Consider the following 17,941-nt stretch of genomic DNA (forward strand, 5'->3'; position numbering starts at 1 on the left):
AATTTGCATTAATATATTTTATTTTAAGACTCTTCCTCTTCTAATGATTCTGATTGCTTAAGTTCAACACCTTGCACATGAATATTTACTTCTAAAACTTTCAAGCCTGTCATATTTACAATAGCATCTTTTACGGCCTCTTGAATTTTCCATGCTACATCTGGAATTTTAGAACCATATTTAACAACTATGTATAAATCAACAGATGCGTCTTTATCAGTTACTTCAACTTTAACACCCTTAGATAAGTTCTTCCTACCTAATATATCTGATATTCCTCCAGTAAATCCTCCGCTCATAGCATGAACACCTTCAATATCTATAGCTGCAAGTCCGGCAATTGTAGCTACTACTTCATCTGAAATTTTAACTTGACCATTTTCATATTCTTTTCCTTCATCTATATTAGTCATCTTTATACCTCCAAATTAACTTAATTATATCACAATTATATCAAATTAAATAGTTGTTTACAAACACTAACTATTTTTATTTATTATTTTAATATTATTAGCTTTAAATTCTGTTTCTGATGTTACTATTTCAAGTATTTGAGCAACTTCTTTTTTAGAAAGTTCATTTTTTGATATTACTATTCTAACATCATTTTCACCTATAAATACTATAGACTCATCAAATCCTTTAGATCCTAATAAACCTTCTATTAACAATTCCTTTTCAGAATTTTTACCAATTTTTATTATTTCTTTTTGAGCATCATCTACAACTTCTTTACTACTCTTATCATTTTTTACTATATCATTTAATCTATCAATTAGTTCTGACCTTATTTTATCTCTAGATAATCTATATTTTGCAAAATAATTGCTTTTTTCTATGTTTTGTTCATTTGTTAAAGCTTCTCCTATTTCAGAGTTTGTTTCCTTAGAAAGATTATTAATTTCATTATCTTTACTATCTACTACTTCAATTGTTTCAGTATTATCACCTACAACTTCTACTAACTCACTTTCTTCTGATGATACCTCTGTTAGCTCTTCTTCATATTTTTGATAATCATTAGATGATTTAGTTATTGAATCTTTTGATAATTGATGATTTATAAAACCTAGCATAACAAGTATTAATATCAATGAAGTTAAATAAATAGTCTTTTTTCTTATTATCATTATTAATCCTCCTTTATTTTTTAACATAAACTTCCACCTTATTACCACTAATACCTAATACAGTTTTTACTGCATTATATATAGTTTCTTTTATTCTAATATCATTTGCACCCTCAGCTGCTATAATAACTCCTTTTATTTCAGGTTTAACTTCTTTTATAGTTATCATCTCCCCTCCATTCCCATTCATCACAATTTGTTCAGTACTTTCTTCTCTCATAACATCTCTAGTGCCACCTTCAGAATCATTTTCTTTAGTCACTTCTTTATTTTTTGTAGTATTAGTTGCTGGAATATTTTCCACAGTTTCCAACAATGTAACCATTACTTCTACATCTCCAACTCCTTTCATCTCACTTAATATTTTCTTTAATTTTATTTCTATTTCATTTGAATAATCTTCCTCATATATTTCTTTATTTTTCTCCTTTGGATTTATATTGTTTATATCTTTTATTGATTCTTCACCTTCAAAAAATATACTTATTCCTATAAGTAGCATTATACCAATTGAAATAACAATAGCTAGATTAGTGTACTTTTTATTGCCAGAAATTTTTTTAAATAAAATATTTATATGTTTTTCTAATTTCATAGTCTCCTCCTAATCAGTAGTTATATAAATTTTTTTATGGTCTATGTTAAATTCCTTATTTAAATATTCCTTTAAATCCTTATCGTTTATTATTTGTTGATTTTCATTTTTCTTATTTCCAATTTCTATTTTCTTAATAACTATGTCACTTTCTTTTTGATTCTCTTTTTTAGTTTTTTCATTTAAATTTATAGTTATTTTTTTAATCTCCCCTTTAAACTCACCTTTTTCTAGTAACTCAATATTAATGTAATCTACAGTATAATTAAATTCAGATTCCAAGGAACTTTTAATAGCAGAGGTCATATTATTAATATACAACTCTTCAATTTGATCTTCATTTGAGCTATTTATTTTTTCTTTAGAATAATTCATGCTACTAACATCTATACTAGAAAAAACACCTTTATCTATATTTATGTTATTGGTCAGTAACTTTATGAACGGATTTATTAAAGCAATAATTATTAAAAAACCTCCTACCATCTTTATATATGATTTAAAACTATTGTTAGGAATTATAGCTTCTAATATTGTAATCAAAATTGATATTATTACAATATTAATAATCCACCCTCTTAAAAATTCAATCATATATTCACCTACCTCATCATAAGAGTAATATTTCCAGCCCCGATTATTATAGCTATTGAAATTATAAACATTACTGTCACAATTAATAATAATCCTAAAATAATAATAATTGATTTACTTGTTTCAATTAAACTATCAACAATCTTTTCATCAGATATAGGTTCAATGATAGCTGCAGTTACTCTATATATAAATATTAAAGACAATAATTTAAATGCTGGAATTGCTATTATTAAAAATAAAACTATCACAGCTATAATCCCAATTGAATTTTTTAATAATAACGAACATCCCACTACAGTATCCATAGCATCAGACAAAAATCCTCCTACTACAGGAACTAAATTATCGATAGCAAATTTAGCTGTTCTGATAGTAATACCGTCTAATTGAGATGCACTAACTCCTTGAATAGTCATTATCCCCATAAATATAGTTAAAGAACCGCCTATTATAATTACTGAAATTTCTCTTAGTAAACTTGCTATTCTATTAACCTGAACTTTATCTGTTATCTTATTAACTAAACTAAGTATAGTTGCGAAGAAGAGTAAAGGTATTATTACTTGTTTAATTAAAGTGCTAAGAATACCAAGAGATCCTAATATTAAAGGATGCAGTAATGCTGAAGAAGTTAATCCTCCGACAGCCATTAAAAGGGTTATTAATATTGGTAATAATATTTGCATAAAAATAACCATATTATTTATAGTATCTTTTCCAATATTTAGTGCTACTACGAAACTCTTTATTATTATAGATATTAATATAATATAAACTATGAAATTCGCTACTTTTGATATGGACTCATTATCAAATGAATTTTGAAGATTTATAAGTATGGCTGAAATTATAGATAATAATAAAATTTGTAATAATAAATCTATATTTTTTATAAATTCATCTGATATAAGTTTTAAAAAACCATTTAAAATTTTATCTTCTTCAAATATTTTTTCACCTTTAACTATTTTTTCAATTAAATCTTTAAAATCTATATCACCAAAGTAACCTTCAGTAGTATTATTAACTTCTTTTATCATATTTGTAATTTCTTCTATATTTAAAGTTTCTAACTGTTCCTCCACTATTTGATAAGGAATTTCTGTATTTTTTTTATCTTCTTTTGCATTAGCATTCGAACTTATAAACAGTAATATAATTATCATAATAATCATTATTTTCTTCATAACTCACACCTTTAAGGCATTATTTTTAAAATTAATTCCAATAAGGAAAGTAAGATTGGAATAGAAACCACTAAAATCATTACTTTGCCAGCAAGTTCAATTTTAGTAGCTATTGAACCTTCTCCTGCATCTTTAGCTATCTGAGATCCAAATTCACAAATATAAGCAATACCTATGATTTTTAATATAGTTGTAAAATATATAAAATCTAAATCTGCTCGAATAGATAGATCTTTTAAAACATCTATTACAAATACAACCTTATCTATAATAAATATAAATATTAATATCCCAGTAGCTAAACTTAGCATTATTGAAATTTCAGGTCTATCTGCTCTTATTGTAACAATAAGGAGAGTTGCTACCAATGAAATAGCTACAATTTGTAATATATTCATAATTTCCCTCTTAATATAATCCAAATATAGATTTTACACTATCAAAAAGGTTGGTAACTAAATCTATTACTATGCCAAGTACCATTACAATACCTACTAAAGTTACCATAGTTGCCATCTCTTCTCTTTCTGCTCTTATTAAAACTTGATTAGTAATAGAAACTAATAAACCTATTCCAGCTATTTTAAAAATTATATCTACACTCATCTTTAAACTCTCCTTTAAATTAATATAAGTATTATTAGAAGTGCAAAAATTACACCTAGCTTTTTATAAAGCTTTTCATTCTTATTTGCTTCTTCAATTGCTTCTTTTCTTTGAATTTTCAATTGTTCTATTGTAGTATCAAAATATTTTTTTTGCTCTTCTCTATCCGTTACACCAATCACTTTAGCTAATGATAACAATATTTCCTCATCTTGTTTTGTAAAATTATATTTTGAACCTTCTAACTCTAATGTATTTTTAAATGCACTATACAAATTTGAATCTCTATTATTATTTAAAGCTTCAATAGTTTTTAAAAAAATCATTGAAACTTTACTTTTTGACCTTTCATAAACATTTTTAAAAGCTAAATTTACTGGGTTAGATAAATGAATTATCTCAGTATCTAAAATTAAAATACAATTAATTAATGAGGTAATATTTTCTACTCTACTAGAATATTTTCTGCTTAACATAATTCCAATAATTGTACTAGGAATAAATATCATTATAGATGCTAATATTTTTATCCAAAACATTTAATTTCTCCTTTATTTAATAAAGACGTATTTGTTATTCCATCTAAAACATCATTTATAGTACCTACCCCTTTTGAATTATCAAGTATTATTATTCTTTTAAAGATTTTTTGATTCATAATATCAGATATATAAGGTTTAGTTTTTATATCATTAATACTTTCTCCATGAATAGTAGTTATAATTTTAACTCCTGCTTTAATTGAATTGTGTATAGCATCAATATCTAATTTATCACCTAATTCATCTGTTGCAATTACATGAGGTGACAATGCTCTTAACATCATAAGAGTTCCTTCAAATTTATTTGCTCTATCTAATATATCAGTTCTTACTCCTAAATCATTTTGTGGTTTCCCTTGATACATTCCGCCAATCTCTGATCTTTCATCAATCACTGCTACTTTAAGACCCTTATTGCTAACGGTCCTTATAATATCTCTTAATAAAGTTGTTTTTCCACACTGAGGAGGAGAAATTATTAAAGTATTATAAATACTAGACTTGTCCCATAAGAAGTTCATAATATTTTTTGATATGCCAATCTTTTGTCTAGCTATTCTAATATTTATAGATGATATTTCTTTTATAGTAGTAATACTTCTTTCTTTGTATACAACTTTTCCTGCAATTCCAATTCTATGGCCACCTTTAATTGTTATAAAGCCATTTCTTAATTCATCTTGTACTGCATATATTGAATATTCACATAGCCTTTCAAAAGTGTTTTTTATAATTTTTTCGCCTATTATAAAACTATTATTAATCTCTTTTCCTACTTGTCCATTGCAATTTACATAATAGTCATTTCCCAGGGATTCAATCATTAAAGGACAGTCCACCCTTAATCTTATCTCTTCAATAGTTTCTTTATATCTAGTGGGTATACTTCTTAATACATTTTCTAATTTAATATCAAGTCTAGATATTACAGATTCAAAGCGTTTAAAATCATAATTTTTTTCTTTATTCCTTGGTTCATTCATAACATGTCCCTCCTTATATATATATTTGTATTAAGAAACTAATCTAAATATTACTAAATAAATAATTTTTCATAAAAAAAACGACTATGATATATCATAGTCGTTTTTTTTATGAAAAATTATTTATGTATTACTCTTCTTCACCATCTTCATATTCATCAAAATCTTCATCAAACTCATCATATACGTCATATATATCTTCTTCAACATCAGATAAATCTTCATCAATATAATCGATATATTCAGCCATTTCATCTTGCTCAAGAGCTAAACCTTCTAATGAATCTACAATATCGTCTAATACATCAACAATATTTAATAAAAGTTTACCTTCTTTACTCTTTTCATTAATGTCTAATCCATCTGCTAAACCTCTTAAATATGATACTTTTTCAAATAAATATTCCATTATACAAACCTCCTATATTTTTTATTATATTATAACCTAAACTCTTGATAAATACTCACCAGTTCTTGTATCAATTTTTATTTTATCATCAATATTAATGAATAGTGGTACAATAACAGTAGCTCCTGTTTCAACTTCTGCTGGTTTTGTAGCTCCTGAAGATGTATCACCTTTAATGCCTGGTTCAGTATGTGTTACTACTAATTCTACAAAATTCGGAGCATCTACTTGAAATGGTCTTCCTTCATAAAATTTCATAGTAGCCACATCATTCTCTTTTAAAAACTTTATTGCATCTTCTACTTGATCATAATTTAATGCAATTTGTTCATATGTTTCTGTATCCATGAAATGATATAACTCACCATCACTATATAAATATTGCATTTCTTTAGTTTCAATATGTGCCTTTGGAAATTTTTCAGATGGACTATAAGTATTTTCTTTTATTGCACCAGTCTTTAAGTTCTTTATTTTTGTTCTTACAAAAGCAGCTCCTTTTCCTGGTTTTACATGTTGAAAATCAATAATTTGATATATACTTCCATCAATTTCAATAGTCATTCCTTTTCTAAAATCTCCTGCCATAATCATAATAAAATTCCTCCTAAATATTAATTTATATTTTTAAAACTTCATTTATAGCATCAATTGCTATTAGATAAGTTTTATATCCAAACCCACTTATACTACCTTTTGCAACAGATGATATAACTGAACTATGTCTAAAACTCTCCCTAGCATAAATATTAGAAATATGAACTTCTATAACAGGTGTATTAATAGATTCAACAGTATCTCTAATAGCTATGCTATAGTGACTAAATGCACCAGCATTTAGTATTACATAATCAAATTTTTCATCTGACATTTGCAATTTATCAATAATACTTCCTTCACTATTTGAACTAAAAGTCTCTAATTTATAATTTAAATCTTTACACTTTTCTATACAAAGATTTTCAATTTCATTTAAAGTTTTATTACCATATATATCATTATCTCTTTTTCCCAATAAATTTAAATTAGGACCATTTATCATAAGTATATTTCTCATAAATCCTCTCCTATCATACACTATTATATATTACCACAAATTTCACATATTTAGTAGATAAGTTATTTTTTCTTTCTATAATTTTTTTTATATCTATTTTTAAAATAAATTCTACTTATTTCATTAACAATAGTATAGTGATTTTTATTATCAACTTTAACAACAAAGTCAGCATTGTTATAATACAACTTTCTTCTTTTGTTTAATAATATAGAAACTTCTTTAGTCCAATTTTTCTTCTCTAATAAAGGCCTCTTTTTATAAGAATTTTTAAGATTATAAATAATATTATCAGTAGAGCTTTGAAGTAAAAAAACAAATCCATTTTTACTTAAAAGTTGAATGTTTTGAGGGTTTAAAACTGTACCTCCACCTGTAGAAATTATTTTATTTTCTTTTTTACTGATTTCCTTTATTATTTGATTTTCTAATTTTCTAAAATATCCTTCACCATATTTTTTAAATATATCTTCAATCTTCATGTTCTCTCTTTTTTCTATTAAAAAATCCGTATCAATAAATTCTTTCTTTAATTTTCTAGACAGTCTTCTTCCATTTGTAGTTTTACCCGTTCCCATAAATCCTATTAATACAATATTTGTCTTCATTTTATCACCAACTATTTAAATACTTATTTATGTCTTGGATTTCTTGTTACAATTTCTGCTGCTTTTGTAAGTTCCCTAAGAATATCTGCTGGGAATTGTCCTTCTAATTGTGAATTTAATTTAGAAGAAACTTCACCTATAGATCTTGATATATATTTAGGTGGTAAATTATTAAGTGCTATTGCTAATATATCATTTTTACACTCTTCACATTTACAAGCATTTGGATATTTATTTAATACTTCTTTTAAGTGATATTTTGCTTCAGCTTCCATAAAATTATATAATATCATTTGTTTGTCCCCATCCCCACTTCACATTATAAATTTTTTTGGTATCCTTTTTTTACTTCTTCATACATATGAATTCTACCTGTTGCAGGTGTAATTGTTATTTCTATGTAATTACTATTTGTATTATTTATAATTCTTATTGTTCCAGCTCTTGGAGAAGGAACTCCTGTTTTAGTAAAATAAATCTTTTTGTCAACTAAATTAGTTGCTATTGTAAATTTTTCATTTAAATATACCTTTTTATTAGGTTCTCCTTTTAATGAAACATAATAACTATCTTTTTTGCCTGCAGAAGTTATAATATGTATTTTATTATCGAAATTATATTCACTTGTTTTACTTTTTGTTTTAATATAATTTAAATCCATAACAAGTTCTCTACCAAATCGTTTCATTTCAGAATCACTAAAGTCGAACTTTGGTGTTACTATAAGAAATATTATACCCATAATACCTAATATTAAAATTAATTCTATTATTGTAATACCTTTATTATCCATAATTTATACTCCTCTTAATTAGAGCTAATCTACACTTGGCAACTCTACAAAATTTATATTTTTTATTACTTTTTTTTGTAGGCTTGTACTTTTATTAAATATTACAGTATTTTTTATGTTTTTAAATATAGTATCACTTTTTACAGTATAAACTAAAATATATCTATTTTCTATACCCCTATCTAATATATTTAATTTTAGCTTATTTTCTTGACCATTATATTTTACTCCATCCTTAATCATTAAAAATTGTTCTTTATTAATGTCATATTTATATAATTTATAAGAATTAATTTTAACATTGTCTTTATTAAAATATATATCAATATCAGTATTTCTAGCATTAATATTATTAGAAGTAAATTCCACTCCAAGATTATATTTATTTTCTATAGCTAAATCTATATTATCATAATTATAAGAAATATTGTTATTATAAAATAATCCCATGTCTTCTATTTTAATATTATTTCTAAAATTTTCTATTCTTACTTGTGTTGGAGGTATAGTGAATTTTGAAATAACACTAGGATCTTTAAGACTCTCAAATGAAATTTCACTATTATTGTTTGGTAAATTATATGTTCCTCTTTTACTAGATTTAAATTTAATATTAAAAGTAATAGGTGTAGCTTTATAGTAATCACCTAATAATTTATATACTAGTCGTTGATTTAATGAGCCTGTAATCCTTCCATCTTCATAGCTAAGTCCTAACTCCCTAAAATTTTGATCTTCAATAACTTTAATTTCTGAAGGTATTTTATAATTAATGTCTATTATCCTTTCAATTGAACCTATTTTATTATTTCCAACAGGATAATTAGATTTTTTAAGTTCTATAACATCATAATTACTATCTACAGCTAAAACGTATGCATAAAATTCACCATTCAGATAATCTTCACTGTTTTCAATAGGCAGATCATTTAATTCAAAAAGAGGTATTTGATTGTTATGGAAATAAGTTTTATCTTCTAGTTTATTTTTATTTTTATAATAAGATTGAAGAGGAACACCATTCCCATTTTTATTAGAATATTTTTGAATATCTAAGTTATTAAGTTTATTTTTGACTTCATCATATGATTTTGATGAATACAATAAAAAAATATCTTCTAAATCATCATAATTATAATGGTTATTGTTTAAAGTATAACTAGCTCCAAATTTATTTAACTTTGGATTTTCATTAAGTTTTATAATTTCTACATTATTAATTAGTCCACTATTATCATCAATTAAATCTTTTTTAATGTTATTAGGGGTTATAGTATAGTTTATTTCTATTTCTTCATCAGTTAAATAGTAATCTCCTATCAAATTTATTAAAGTGCTTTTTATATCTAACTTTACTATTTCTTTTATATTAGAATTTGTAATTTTATCTGCTAATATTATTAATGGAGATATTGATGTAGATATTATTATAAAAATTATTAGTAATTTCTTCTTCTTCATTTTCAAACCTCCATATTTCTAAAATATATACTAGTTTTAATAGGTTTTATATCATATCTTTCCTTTGTATAAATTGTAAAAGATATTCCTTTTTGATTATCTAATTCATCTAAAATTGGTTCTATGGTTATTTTATTTATATAAAAAGATATTTCCATATTAGCAGATGTTTCAGTAATATTATTCATATTTTTACGAATATGACCATAAACTAACTTATTGCTTTTTAATGCAAATATTTTTCTATTATATTCATATCTATCTCTTGTTTCAAGTAAAGTTGAAAAAATAATATATTTTATTTCAATTTCTTTATTTTTATATTTTTTTAATTCTTCTATATTAATTTTATTTCGATTTATATCTTTTATTTCTAATATTCCTTTTGTTTCAATAACTTCTCTAGACATAAATTCCACTGCTGTTCTCATATTCTGCTGAACTTCTATCTTTTTTTGATTTCTTTCAAAATTTTTTATATTTGTTATAAATATTGAAAATACCATAGTTGAAACTATTCCAATTATCCCTAATACTAAAAGTAATTCTATAAGAGTAAACCCCTTTTTATTTATCATAATTTATCTTCCATTCACTTAATTTTATTATAGAATTTATATCATAATTTATTTCTTCAGAAGGAACTAGTTTTTCATATGCTATTATTTTCTTTTTTTCAATATTGTCATATTGTTTAAATAAATTTTTAGTAAGCTTTTCATTTTGCGCAAGTAATTTAAATACATAATTTTCATTACTAGTAACCTTTAAATTACTTCCAGAATTAAAATTAAGATCGTATCCAGATATAACAGTTCCATTAATATTTGTATTATTATATATAGCCATTTCTCCACCTGAAATTAATATCCCTTTAAAATTTAATTTATTATTTATGGCTATACTACCTCCTGCTATCATTATTCCATCAAAGTCTAAATCACTATTTATTGCTATACTACCAGAAGCTATCATTATTCCTTTAAACTTAGATTTATTCTGTATATCTATAGACCCATTAACAACATTTACCTTCCCTGTTTCACTTTCAAATTCTTCATTTATTAAATATGGAATATATTTAAATCTATCTATCACTCCATTATTTAAAGTACCTATTAATTCATCTGCTTTTTCTTTAATAACCTGTACTTGTGTACCATTTGGAATATTAGGTTCAATTGCTAAACCTTGATTTAATAATATACCTTTACTTAGTGAATTTTTAGGTATTTGTATACTTTGTCCTAAATTTAATTTAGTATGATTTTTATTTGATTCAGAATAAAATCTTTCTATTTTTTCATCTAAATTATTTGTTTTTAATAATACCAAAGGGTTATAATAGTCAAATGTATCATTTTCATTAGAAAATTTTTCAGTATAAATTTCATAATTTTTCTTTATAGAAACTGATTCACCAGTCTGATAATTTGGTTTTGTATTAATAAATGCAGTACCTAATATAGCTAAATTTTTATTAACTATTATCTTGTTGTTCTTCATAGAATCTATCACTATTGCACTCGAACTACCAGGAATATCACCATCACCATATCCAAAATAACTATTTATATTAATATCATTAATTCTTCCATTAATATTTAAATCATCACTAGTATAGAGTTCTTCTATTTTAACTAATGTATCAGTTAGATTAACATTTTTTGTAATAACTCTGCCATCTATTATGGATAACTTTCTAGAATTATTTATATTTATATTTCCAAATTTTTGTTCTTGTAAATTTTTATAATTATATTGTGGATTTACAAAAACATCACCATTTATATTAAAATTTGAAGAATCAATATTTAAATTTCTATCTACTGATATGGCATTTTTAAGCATATGATAATTTGGTATTTCTGTTATTTTTGATTCATATGAATATAAACCACTATAGTTTGGTTTTTTCAAGCTGTATATAGCACTTACTGATTGTTTTATTTGATCTTTTATATATGTGGAGGTTATTTTAACTTTATCATTGTCTTTTTCATATTCAGCAGTTATATCATAACTTTCATTTTTATTTGATTTATCTTTACTTAATTTTAGTAATTTTTCACTTAATATCTTAAAAAAAGTTAAATTATTAGAATTCCCAATCTTTTTATCTAAAAATTGATAATAACTATTTTCAAATATTTCTTCTTGTTTTTGATTTATATATGCATCATCTATATTACCCTCATCTGTTATGTAAGGACTTTTTTCTTTTTCTCTTTCTGATTCTAAATCTATTTCTAATATTTTATTTGCGTCTTTATTAGCTTCCTTTATTCCTATATGAATTGTTTTTATTAGTTCATCTTGAGCTAATTCTAACCCTGACTCTGCAAAATAAAAATTTCTTTTTAGTTTACTATTCATTATGCCTATTTTACTATTTGTAATAGCTATTGAATAAATAGTAGTACCCAATATAGAAAGTATAGCAAATATTATAATTAATGTTACAAGTGTTGATCCTTTTTTATTTTTATAAATATTTTTCATATCATCACCTATTGAACTATATTTTTATAACTTTCAATTTCCTCAATTAATTCTCTTTTAGGATCATTTATATCGCCTTTATATACTTTAATATTTACTTTATACAAAACAGATTTAGACTTTTGACTACTATAATTTTTATAAATTTTTATAGGACCTAATTTGTTTAGAATGGAGATTTTTTGATCTTTTTCTGTATATATTTTTAATAATTTAATAGACTCATTTAAAGCTTCTATTTTTACTGTTTTTTCTTTGTTTAAATTATTATCCCTTATAAATATAGCAATAGATTCTTCTATAGGTTTTATTAAATTCACCGTTTGAGCTATCTCTGGATTGTTTAAATTTGTTTCAAGTATATAATTATCATTAGTAATAGTTAAAATATAATAGTCATTTTTCTCTAATAAAGATGAGTTTATTTCTATAATATTTTTTGTATCTTTTTTATTCTCAAGTTTTTCTTTTGCACTTTTTGTTATCTCTACTCTATATGAAAAGTTATTATATTCATCATCATTTTTTTCAATTATTTCCTCTTTTAAACTTTCCTTTAATTTTATTTTTTCCATCTCATCTTGTGCTATAGATAAAGCCATCATTTTATCACTTGCAGTATTCGTTGCTTTTGATGAATTTATAAAAAAAGAACTTATAGGTATTATAATTATAGAAAGTATGGCAAGGGTAATTATAAGTTCTAGTAAAGAAAATCCCTTATTATTTTTAAATATTTTTTTCATAATATGCTCCTTCTAAATATAAGGATTAATTTTATTTGCTATGTGATAAATGGATTATCCTTACCATTTACATTTGTATTTGGTATTTCAAAATCATCTTTAAATTCATCTATTTTTGGTATTCCATAAAAATCCAACAATATATTTCCAGTAATGCATTTTTCATTTTTTACCATGGTAATACCTCTTATTATAATATCTTTATTATAATTATCTATTAATGATAAAAAGTTATTGATTTCATGATAATCCCCTGAGTAAACTATTGTAGCTGAAATACTTTCAAGTTTTGTGCTTTCTTTAGCTTCTTCTTTTTCTCCAGATTGTTCTGTTTCATTTTCAACTAATTCTTTATTATTTTCAACTAAATTATTATATTGGTTTACTATATTTTTAAATCTACTATCTTCTTTTTCTTCTATTTTAATCTCTTCTAATTGTATAGCTTTCATAGTTTTTTCAGAAAAATTTATAGCATCTAATTTTAAATTTGACTCTTCTATAAATTTATCAAGTAATAATATTATTCTACTTTGTTCAAGTTCAGGAAATAAATCACTTGTTAAGAAAGATATTTTTTTCTTTTTATCTTCTATTTCTTTATCTAAAGATTTGATAGTATTTATACTAGTTTTAGAATTTGATAAATCATCTAAAAGTTCAGCTTCTTGCTCTTTTAATTTGCTTAATTTGTTTATTTGAGGATTTAATATAAAATTATATAATAAAAATACAAATAATAAGCTAGCTGCTATTATCAATAATTTCTTTTCTCTTTTATTTAGTTGCATTTTCATCACCTCTAAGTATAGAAGTAAGTACAAATATATATTTATCATTTAAATTATCTTTTGAAATAGATGTTATATATACATTAGAAAAAAAGTCTTTTTCACTTAAAACTTGTTGAAATTCAGCAATAGATTCTCTATTCTCTGTAGTTCCATTAATTTCAACTATATTATTTGTAATGCTCATAGAGCTAAAGTATAATGAGTTTGGCATACTAGAATTTATGCTTTTTATTATATTTGTATTTATAGTATTTACTTCTTCAAACTCTGAATTTATTTCATTAGTTGAATGTAAGTATTTATCTAATATCTGGATTTCTTTATTTTTTACTTCTAATTTATTTAATTGAGATTGTACTTTTTTAGAGTTTAAAATATTATTCATTTTGACTATATTATTTTGAATTTTATAAGTATTATAATAGTACCATCCCGTATAAATAATAGCTAACAATAGAAATAAAGCAATAGATATTATTATATATTTAGAATTTATACTGCTATTTTTTTCTTTTTTAATATATGGTGAAAATAAATTTATATCAGTCATTTAATCACTTCCTATAATCTTATTGTAGAACCAATATTGTTAAAATAATCTACTATATTAATACTTTTCATAGATTTAGATACCTTTAAAGGGTCTATTTCTTTTAATTTCTCAGTTGGAATATTAAAATAAGATTCAATATGCTTATCGATATCTTTTAATTTAGATCCCCCACCATACAAATAAATTTTCTCTATTTTATTACTTCTATTTAAATTTTTATAGTATGTAAATAATCTTTCAATACCTTCTAAATATTCACTTATAGTATTATCTGGTAAGTCATTAGTTCCTGTAGTCATTACTCTATTAAATATATTCACACCATTTGAAATTAAGTTTATATTAGTATTTTTATAACCTATATCTAAAAAAGATACGGTATTCTTATTTAAAGTTGTACCATTGATTTTTATTTCTTTATTAATTAATTTTGATATTGCATTAGAATTTAAATCTAAAGCCATAGGATTTAAATCTAATTCTTCTAAAAGTTCCATATATCCTTTAACAGTTTTTTTTGGTATTGCCACAACTAAAAGTTTTATTTTTTTTATATTATAGTTATCAATAAACTCTTCTCTTTTTCTATAATCTAATACATAATCATTTAGTGTTATAGGTAAAAATTCCTCTATTTCATATTTAACCATCTCTTCTATATCATCTTTTTTTACAAAAGGCAAAATTATTTCTCTTGATATTATATTTGAATAATCCAGTGTTATAATTCCATATTTGCCTTTCATTTTCTCTTTATCTAAATTTTCTTTTATATAGGAGGATAAGTAATTAGCATTCATTATATTTCCATCATTTATAGAGTTTTTTGGAGTCTTTATTGTAATTGCATTTTCTAAAATAAATGATTTATTTGTAATTTTTGATTGTAATATTTTTATGTTTTTATTTCCAATGTCTAATGATAATATTTTTTTATCAAACATAGCTTCCTCCTATTTTTTATTTAAGGGTTTATGAAATATAAACCCTTAAAATATAATTTTAAAATAAATATTTAATATTTCATCTGAAAATAACATTACTATAATACTAGCTATAGCTATAAAAGGACCAAAGGCAATAGCATCTTTTCTATTTTTTGCATTTGTCACTAATAAAATTATAGACACTAAAGCTCCTAATATAAATGATATAATTATCACCATAAATATTTTAAGTCCAAGTAAATATCCAATAAGAGATATAAGTTTTATATCTCCACCACCCATACCTCCTTTAGATATAAATGCAATACTTAAAAACAATCCCCCACTTATAAATAGTCCTAAAAGACCATTTATAAGTGAAGAAGGAAAATTGTATAATAGATTTATAGGAGTTATAATGAAAAATCCTAATACTATTAGTTTATCTGGTATTATTTGATAACTATAATCTATAAAACTAATAACTATAAGTATAGATGATATTAGCATGTACATGGCAGAGATACTGCTAAATCCAAATATATTATAGATAGTTAAATAAATTACACCATTTAATAATTCAACTATAGGGTAGATTATAGATATTTTTTTATTACAATATCTACATCTTCCTTTTAAAAATAAAAAGCTTAATATGGGAATTAAATCCCATGGTTTTAGTTTTTCCCCACAGCTTGTACAATTCGACGGGGGATAATTTATTGATTTACCTTTAGGTATGCGATACATGCATACATTTAGGAATGAGCCTATTATTATGCCTGTGAGTAATATAAGTATTTGCATTTGGGGTTATCTATTCGTTGTTACCTGTAGAAGCAGCTTCAGTAGTAATAGTAATTTTCCCATTTGAATCAACTGTTGCTTTGAAAGCCTTATTATCTTCTGATTGAACAGTTGGTTTTTCATCAAGATATCCCCAATCAACTAAGTCAGTCATTGAAATATTAGTGCTTCCACTTTCAGGTACTGAGATTTTTTCTTCAGCTAAAGCTAATTCTACTGCTTTACCTATATTTTTCTCTGTTGCTTCATCTGCAGTCTTCTTCGCTCCATCTTGTACCCCTATAAACCTTGGTACTGCTATCACTGCTATTATACCTAGTATTGCTAAAACTACTATAAGTTCTACTAATGTAAAACCTTTGTTGTCTTTTTTAATTTTTTTACTAATCCATTTTAACATTTTACATTCCTCCTGTTTTTTAATAGGATATTGTGTTTATCATATCAAACATAGGAAGTACCATTGCTATTACTATTGAACCTATTACTACTGCCATAAATACTATCATAGTAGGTTCAAGTAATGATGTAAACTTCTCTATGGTAGTGCTGACTTCTTCATCATAAAAATCTGCAGTATTTTCTAATACTGTATCAAGAGAACCTGACTCCTCCCCTACATTTATCATTACAGATAACATTGGTGGAAATATCTTAGTGCTTTTTAGCGATTCACTTAAAGTTTTACCTTTTTTTATATCTTCTTTAGATTTTTTTATAAAATCACTTCCCACTTTGTTCCCTAATACATTTGATACTAAATCCAATGAATCAAGAAGTGATATTCCACTTGATTGAAGTAGTGAAAATGTTCTTGTAAATCTAGCTGTCATTATCATTTTTAATGTATTATTAAGTACTGGTATTTTTAATTTAAATTTATCAATATTATACTTTCCTTTATTAGTATCATTATATTTTTTAATAGAAATTAAAAATACTAATATAAATAATAATAATATATGCCATTCTGACTTTATAAAATCGCTAATATAAAGTAATATCAAAGTAGCACTAGGTAATGGCGCTCCACTAGATTCAAACATAGATACAAATGTGGGCATTACTATAGTTAACAAAAATATTATTACAAATATAGATACTACTGATAAAACAACAGGATAAATCATTGCTGATTTAACTTTATTATTGATTTTATTTTCCTTTTCATAATGATTAGCCATTTTATACATTATTACATCAAGATTACCTGTACTCTCGCCTGCTATTATCATATTTATAAAAAGATCTGGAAATATTTTTTTATGTTTTAATAAACTTTCTGAAAAAGTAAGGCCCTTTTGTAAATCTTCAAATATTTCTTCTATAGCTAATTTCAACTTTTTATTAGTAATTTGCTTTCTAAGTATATCTAAAATTGTAGGTATTGTTATACCTGCATTTAGCATTGCATAAAATTGTCTTGCAAATATAGAAACATCTTTTGATTTAACTTTACTAAAAAATATTGAATTTATATTTTTACTGCCTTTAACTTTTTCAACTTTTGAAGGATAATAGCCATTAGATCTAATCATATCCACAACTTCTGCTTCTGTATCAACTATATAAGAACCATTTATTTTAGTGCCATCTTTTTTTATAGCACTATATTCAAACTCAGGCATAATCTACCTCCCAATAG

The 17,941-nt window shown here is 24.0% G+C and carries 25 protein-coding genes; all 25 read right to left on the minus strand.

Going from position 1 to position 17,941, the window contains the following annotated elements; all coding sequences use genetic code 11:
* Positions 1–23: 23 nt before the first annotated feature.
* Positions 24–413 carry an Asp23/Gls24 family envelope stress response protein gene (locus E0D94_RS09020; protein ID WP_130807139.1) on the minus strand — a complete coding sequence of 130 codons (390 nt, stop codon included), beginning with the start codon at positions 411–413 and terminating at the stop codon, positions 24–26.
* 66 nt (positions 414–479) lie between these two features.
* A complete protein-coding gene (locus tag E0D94_RS09025; protein WP_130807140.1) occupies positions 480–1,157 on the minus strand; it encodes a SpoIIIAH-like family protein in 678 nt (225 codons plus the stop codon).
* Complete coding sequence (locus E0D94_RS09030) at positions 1,144–1,725, minus strand: sporulation stage III protein AG (RefSeq protein WP_130807141.1); 582 nt, start codon at positions 1,723–1,725, stop codon at positions 1,144–1,146. Before E0D94_RS09030 ends, E0D94_RS09025 begins: the two co-directional genes overlap by 14 nt.
* 9 nt (positions 1,726–1,734) lie before the next feature.
* Positions 1,735–2,319 carry a stage III sporulation protein AF gene (spoIIIAF, locus tag E0D94_RS09035; protein ID WP_130807142.1) on the minus strand — a complete coding sequence of 195 codons (585 nt, stop codon included), beginning with the start codon at positions 2,317–2,319 and terminating at the stop codon, positions 1,735–1,737.
* Positions 2,320–2,327: 8 nt separating this feature from the next.
* Positions 2,328–3,509, minus strand: a complete 1,182-nt coding sequence (spoIIIAE, locus tag E0D94_RS09040; protein ID WP_130807143.1) for a stage III sporulation protein AE — start codon at positions 3,507–3,509, stop codon at positions 2,328–2,330.
* 11 nt (positions 3,510–3,520) lie between these two features.
* Positions 3,521–3,907 carry a stage III sporulation protein AD gene (spoIIIAD, locus tag E0D94_RS09045; protein ID WP_130807144.1) on the minus strand — a complete coding sequence of 129 codons (387 nt, stop codon included), beginning with the start codon at positions 3,905–3,907 and terminating at the stop codon, positions 3,521–3,523.
* A 10-nt stretch (positions 3,908–3,917) separates the two neighbouring features.
* The gene (spoIIIAC, locus tag E0D94_RS09050; protein WP_130807145.1) at positions 3,918–4,115 is read right to left on the minus strand and encodes a stage III sporulation protein AC; all 198 of its coding nucleotides are present in this window, start codon (positions 4,113–4,115) and stop codon (positions 3,918–3,920) included.
* A 14-nt stretch (positions 4,116–4,129) separates the two neighbouring features.
* On the minus strand, positions 4,130–4,654 hold the full coding sequence (locus E0D94_RS09055; protein ID WP_130807146.1) for a stage III sporulation protein AB: 525 nt from the start codon (positions 4,652–4,654) through the stop codon (positions 4,130–4,132).
* The gene (gene spoIIIAA / locus E0D94_RS09060; protein ID WP_130807147.1) at positions 4,642–5,640 is read right to left on the minus strand and encodes a stage III sporulation protein AA; all 999 of its coding nucleotides are present in this window, start codon (positions 5,638–5,640) and stop codon (positions 4,642–4,644) included. Before spoIIIAA ends, E0D94_RS09055 begins: the two co-directional genes overlap by 13 nt.
* Positions 5,641–5,770: 130 nt before the next feature.
* The gene (locus E0D94_RS09065) at positions 5,771–6,049 is read right to left on the minus strand and encodes a CD1247 N-terminal domain-containing protein (RefSeq protein WP_130807148.1); all 279 of its coding nucleotides are present in this window, start codon (positions 6,047–6,049) and stop codon (positions 5,771–5,773) included.
* 36 nt (positions 6,050–6,085) lie between these two features.
* Positions 6,086–6,643 carry an elongation factor P gene (gene efp / locus E0D94_RS09070; protein ID WP_130807149.1) on the minus strand — a complete coding sequence of 186 codons (558 nt, stop codon included), beginning with the start codon at positions 6,641–6,643 and terminating at the stop codon, positions 6,086–6,088.
* A gap of 25 nt (positions 6,644–6,668) precedes the next feature.
* Positions 6,669–7,106: a type II 3-dehydroquinate dehydratase gene (gene aroQ / locus E0D94_RS09075; RefSeq protein WP_130807150.1), complete on the minus strand. Its 438-nt coding sequence runs from the start codon at positions 7,104–7,106 to the stop codon at positions 6,669–6,671.
* A gap of 62 nt (positions 7,107–7,168) precedes the next feature.
* Positions 7,169–7,714 (minus strand): shikimate kinase, encoded by a 546-nt coding sequence (locus tag E0D94_RS09080; protein ID WP_130807151.1) that lies wholly within the window; start codon positions 7,712–7,714, stop codon positions 7,169–7,171.
* A 23-nt stretch (positions 7,715–7,737) separates the two neighbouring features.
* Positions 7,738–8,007, minus strand: a complete 270-nt coding sequence (locus E0D94_RS09085; protein WP_130807152.1) for a late competence development ComFB family protein — start codon at positions 8,005–8,007, stop codon at positions 7,738–7,740.
* Between the two features lie 26 nt (positions 8,008–8,033).
* Entirely contained in the window at positions 8,034–8,507 is a 474-nt protein-coding gene (locus E0D94_RS09090) for a hypothetical protein (protein ID WP_130807153.1), read from the minus strand.
* Positions 8,508–8,531: 24 nt separating this feature from the next.
* Positions 8,532–9,968, minus strand: coding sequence for a hypothetical protein (locus E0D94_RS09095; RefSeq protein WP_130807154.1), 1,437 nt, complete (start codon positions 9,966–9,968; stop codon positions 8,532–8,534).
* 2 nt (positions 9,969–9,970) lie between these two features.
* A complete protein-coding gene (locus E0D94_RS09100; RefSeq protein WP_130807155.1) occupies positions 9,971–10,546 on the minus strand; it encodes a PilW family protein in 576 nt (191 codons plus the stop codon).
* The gene (locus E0D94_RS09105; protein WP_130807156.1) at positions 10,536–12,470 is read right to left on the minus strand and encodes a pilus assembly FimT family protein; all 1,935 of its coding nucleotides are present in this window, start codon (positions 12,468–12,470) and stop codon (positions 10,536–10,538) included. Before E0D94_RS09105 ends, E0D94_RS09100 begins: the two co-directional genes overlap by 11 nt.
* An 8-nt stretch (positions 12,471–12,478) precedes the next feature.
* Positions 12,479–13,216 carry a prepilin-type N-terminal cleavage/methylation domain-containing protein gene (locus E0D94_RS09110; RefSeq protein ID WP_130807157.1) on the minus strand — a complete coding sequence of 246 codons (738 nt, stop codon included), beginning with the start codon at positions 13,214–13,216 and terminating at the stop codon, positions 12,479–12,481.
* 38 nt (positions 13,217–13,254) lie between these two features.
* Positions 13,255–14,007 (minus strand): hypothetical protein, encoded by a 753-nt coding sequence (locus E0D94_RS09115; protein WP_130807158.1) that lies wholly within the window; start codon positions 14,005–14,007, stop codon positions 13,255–13,257.
* Positions 13,994–14,560, minus strand: a complete 567-nt coding sequence (locus E0D94_RS09120; RefSeq protein WP_130807159.1) for a PilN domain-containing protein — start codon at positions 14,558–14,560, stop codon at positions 13,994–13,996. The genes E0D94_RS09115 and E0D94_RS09120 overlap by 14 nt, the downstream gene beginning before the upstream one ends.
* Before the next feature lie 11 nt (positions 14,561–14,571).
* Entirely contained in the window at positions 14,572–15,507 is a 936-nt protein-coding gene (pilM, locus tag E0D94_RS09125; protein WP_130807160.1) for a type IV pilus biogenesis protein PilM, read from the minus strand.
* A gap of 45 nt (positions 15,508–15,552) precedes the next feature.
* Positions 15,553–16,296: a prepilin peptidase gene (locus E0D94_RS09130; RefSeq protein ID WP_130807161.1), complete on the minus strand. Its 744-nt coding sequence runs from the start codon at positions 16,294–16,296 to the stop codon at positions 15,553–15,555.
* A 10-nt stretch (positions 16,297–16,306) separates the two neighbouring features.
* Positions 16,307–16,696, minus strand: coding sequence for a competence type IV pilus major pilin ComGC (locus tag E0D94_RS09135; RefSeq protein ID WP_130807162.1), 390 nt, complete (start codon positions 16,694–16,696; stop codon positions 16,307–16,309).
* A gap of 19 nt (positions 16,697–16,715) precedes the next feature.
* Entirely contained in the window at positions 16,716–17,924 is a 1,209-nt protein-coding gene (locus E0D94_RS09140; protein WP_130807163.1) for a type II secretion system F family protein, read from the minus strand.
* Between the last annotated feature and the right edge of the window lie 17 nt (positions 17,925–17,941).

The organism is Senegalia massiliensis, assembly GCF_900626135.1.
In the GTDB taxonomy this organism is placed as follows: domain Bacteria; phylum Bacillota; class Clostridia; order Tissierellales; family SIT17; genus Anaeromonas; species Anaeromonas massiliensis.

Coding starts and splice junctions, on each gene's coding strand:
- spoIIIAC (WP_130807145.1), bottom strand. CDS start 4,115: ATGAGTGTAGATATAATTTTTAAAATAGCTGGAATAGGTTTATTAGTT.
- aroQ (WP_130807150.1), bottom strand. CDS start 7,106: ATGAGAAATATACTTATGATAAATGGTCCTAATTTAAATTTATTGGGA.
- E0D94_RS09100 (WP_130807155.1), bottom strand. CDS start 10,546: ATGATAAATAAAAAGGGGTTTACTCTTATAGAATTACTTTTAGTATTA.
- E0D94_RS09080 (WP_130807151.1), bottom strand. CDS start 7,714: ATGAAGACAAATATTGTATTAATAGGATTTATGGGAACGGGTAAAACT.
- spoIIIAA (WP_130807147.1), bottom strand. CDS start 5,640: ATGAATGAACCAAGGAATAAAGAAAAAAATTATGATTTTAAACGCTTT.
- spoIIIAE (WP_130807143.1), bottom strand. CDS start 3,509: ATGAAGAAAATAATGATTATTATGATAATTATATTACTGTTTATAAGT.
- E0D94_RS09120 (WP_130807159.1), bottom strand. CDS start 14,560: ATGACTGATATAAATTTATTTTCACCATATATTAAAAAAGAAAAAAAT.
- E0D94_RS09055 (WP_130807146.1), bottom strand. CDS start 4,654: ATGTTTTGGATAAAAATATTAGCATCTATAATGATATTTATTCCTAGT.
- E0D94_RS09095 (WP_130807154.1), bottom strand. CDS start 9,968: ATGAAGAAGAAGAAATTACTAATAATTTTTATAATAATATCTACATCA.
- spoIIIAF (WP_130807142.1), bottom strand. CDS start 2,319: ATGATTGAATTTTTAAGAGGGTGGATTATTAATATTGTAATAATATCA.
- E0D94_RS09130 (WP_130807161.1), bottom strand. CDS start 16,296: ATGCAAATACTTATATTACTCACAGGCATAATAATAGGCTCATTCCTA.
- E0D94_RS09030 (WP_130807141.1), bottom strand. CDS start 1,725: ATGAAATTAGAAAAACATATAAATATTTTATTTAAAAAAATTTCTGGC.
- E0D94_RS09115 (WP_130807158.1), bottom strand. CDS start 14,007: ATGCAACTAAATAAAAGAGAAAAGAAATTATTGATAATAGCAGCTAGC.
- E0D94_RS09135 (WP_130807162.1), bottom strand. CDS start 16,696: ATGTTAAAATGGATTAGTAAAAAAATTAAAAAAGACAACAAAGGTTTT.
- efp (WP_130807149.1), bottom strand. CDS start 6,643: ATGATTATGGCAGGAGATTTTAGAAAAGGAATGACTATTGAAATTGAT.
- E0D94_RS09085 (WP_130807152.1), bottom strand. CDS start 8,007: ATGATATTATATAATTTTATGGAAGCTGAAGCAAAATATCACTTAAAA.
- E0D94_RS09065 (WP_130807148.1), bottom strand. CDS start 6,049: ATGGAATATTTATTTGAAAAAGTATCATATTTAAGAGGTTTAGCAGAT.
- E0D94_RS09105 (WP_130807156.1), bottom strand. CDS start 12,470: ATGAAAAATATTTATAAAAATAAAAAAGGATCAACACTTGTAACATTA.
- E0D94_RS09025 (WP_130807140.1), bottom strand. CDS start 1,157: ATGTTAAAAAATAAAGGAGGATTAATAATGATAATAAGAAAAAAGACT.
- E0D94_RS09090 (WP_130807153.1), bottom strand. CDS start 8,507: ATGGATAATAAAGGTATTACAATAATAGAATTAATTTTAATATTAGGT.
- E0D94_RS09110 (WP_130807157.1), bottom strand. CDS start 13,216: ATGAAAAAAATATTTAAAAATAATAAGGGATTTTCTTTACTAGAACTT.
- pilM (WP_130807160.1), bottom strand. CDS start 15,507: ATGTTTGATAAAAAAATATTATCATTAGACATTGGAAATAAAAACATA.
- spoIIIAD (WP_130807144.1), bottom strand. CDS start 3,907: ATGAATATATTACAAATTGTAGCTATTTCATTGGTAGCAACTCTCCTT.
- E0D94_RS09140 (WP_130807163.1), bottom strand. CDS start 17,924: ATGCCTGAGTTTGAATATAGTGCTATAAAAAAAGATGGCACTAAAATA.
- E0D94_RS09020 (WP_130807139.1), bottom strand. CDS start 413: ATGACTAATATAGATGAAGGAAAAGAATATGAAAATGGTCAAGTTAAA.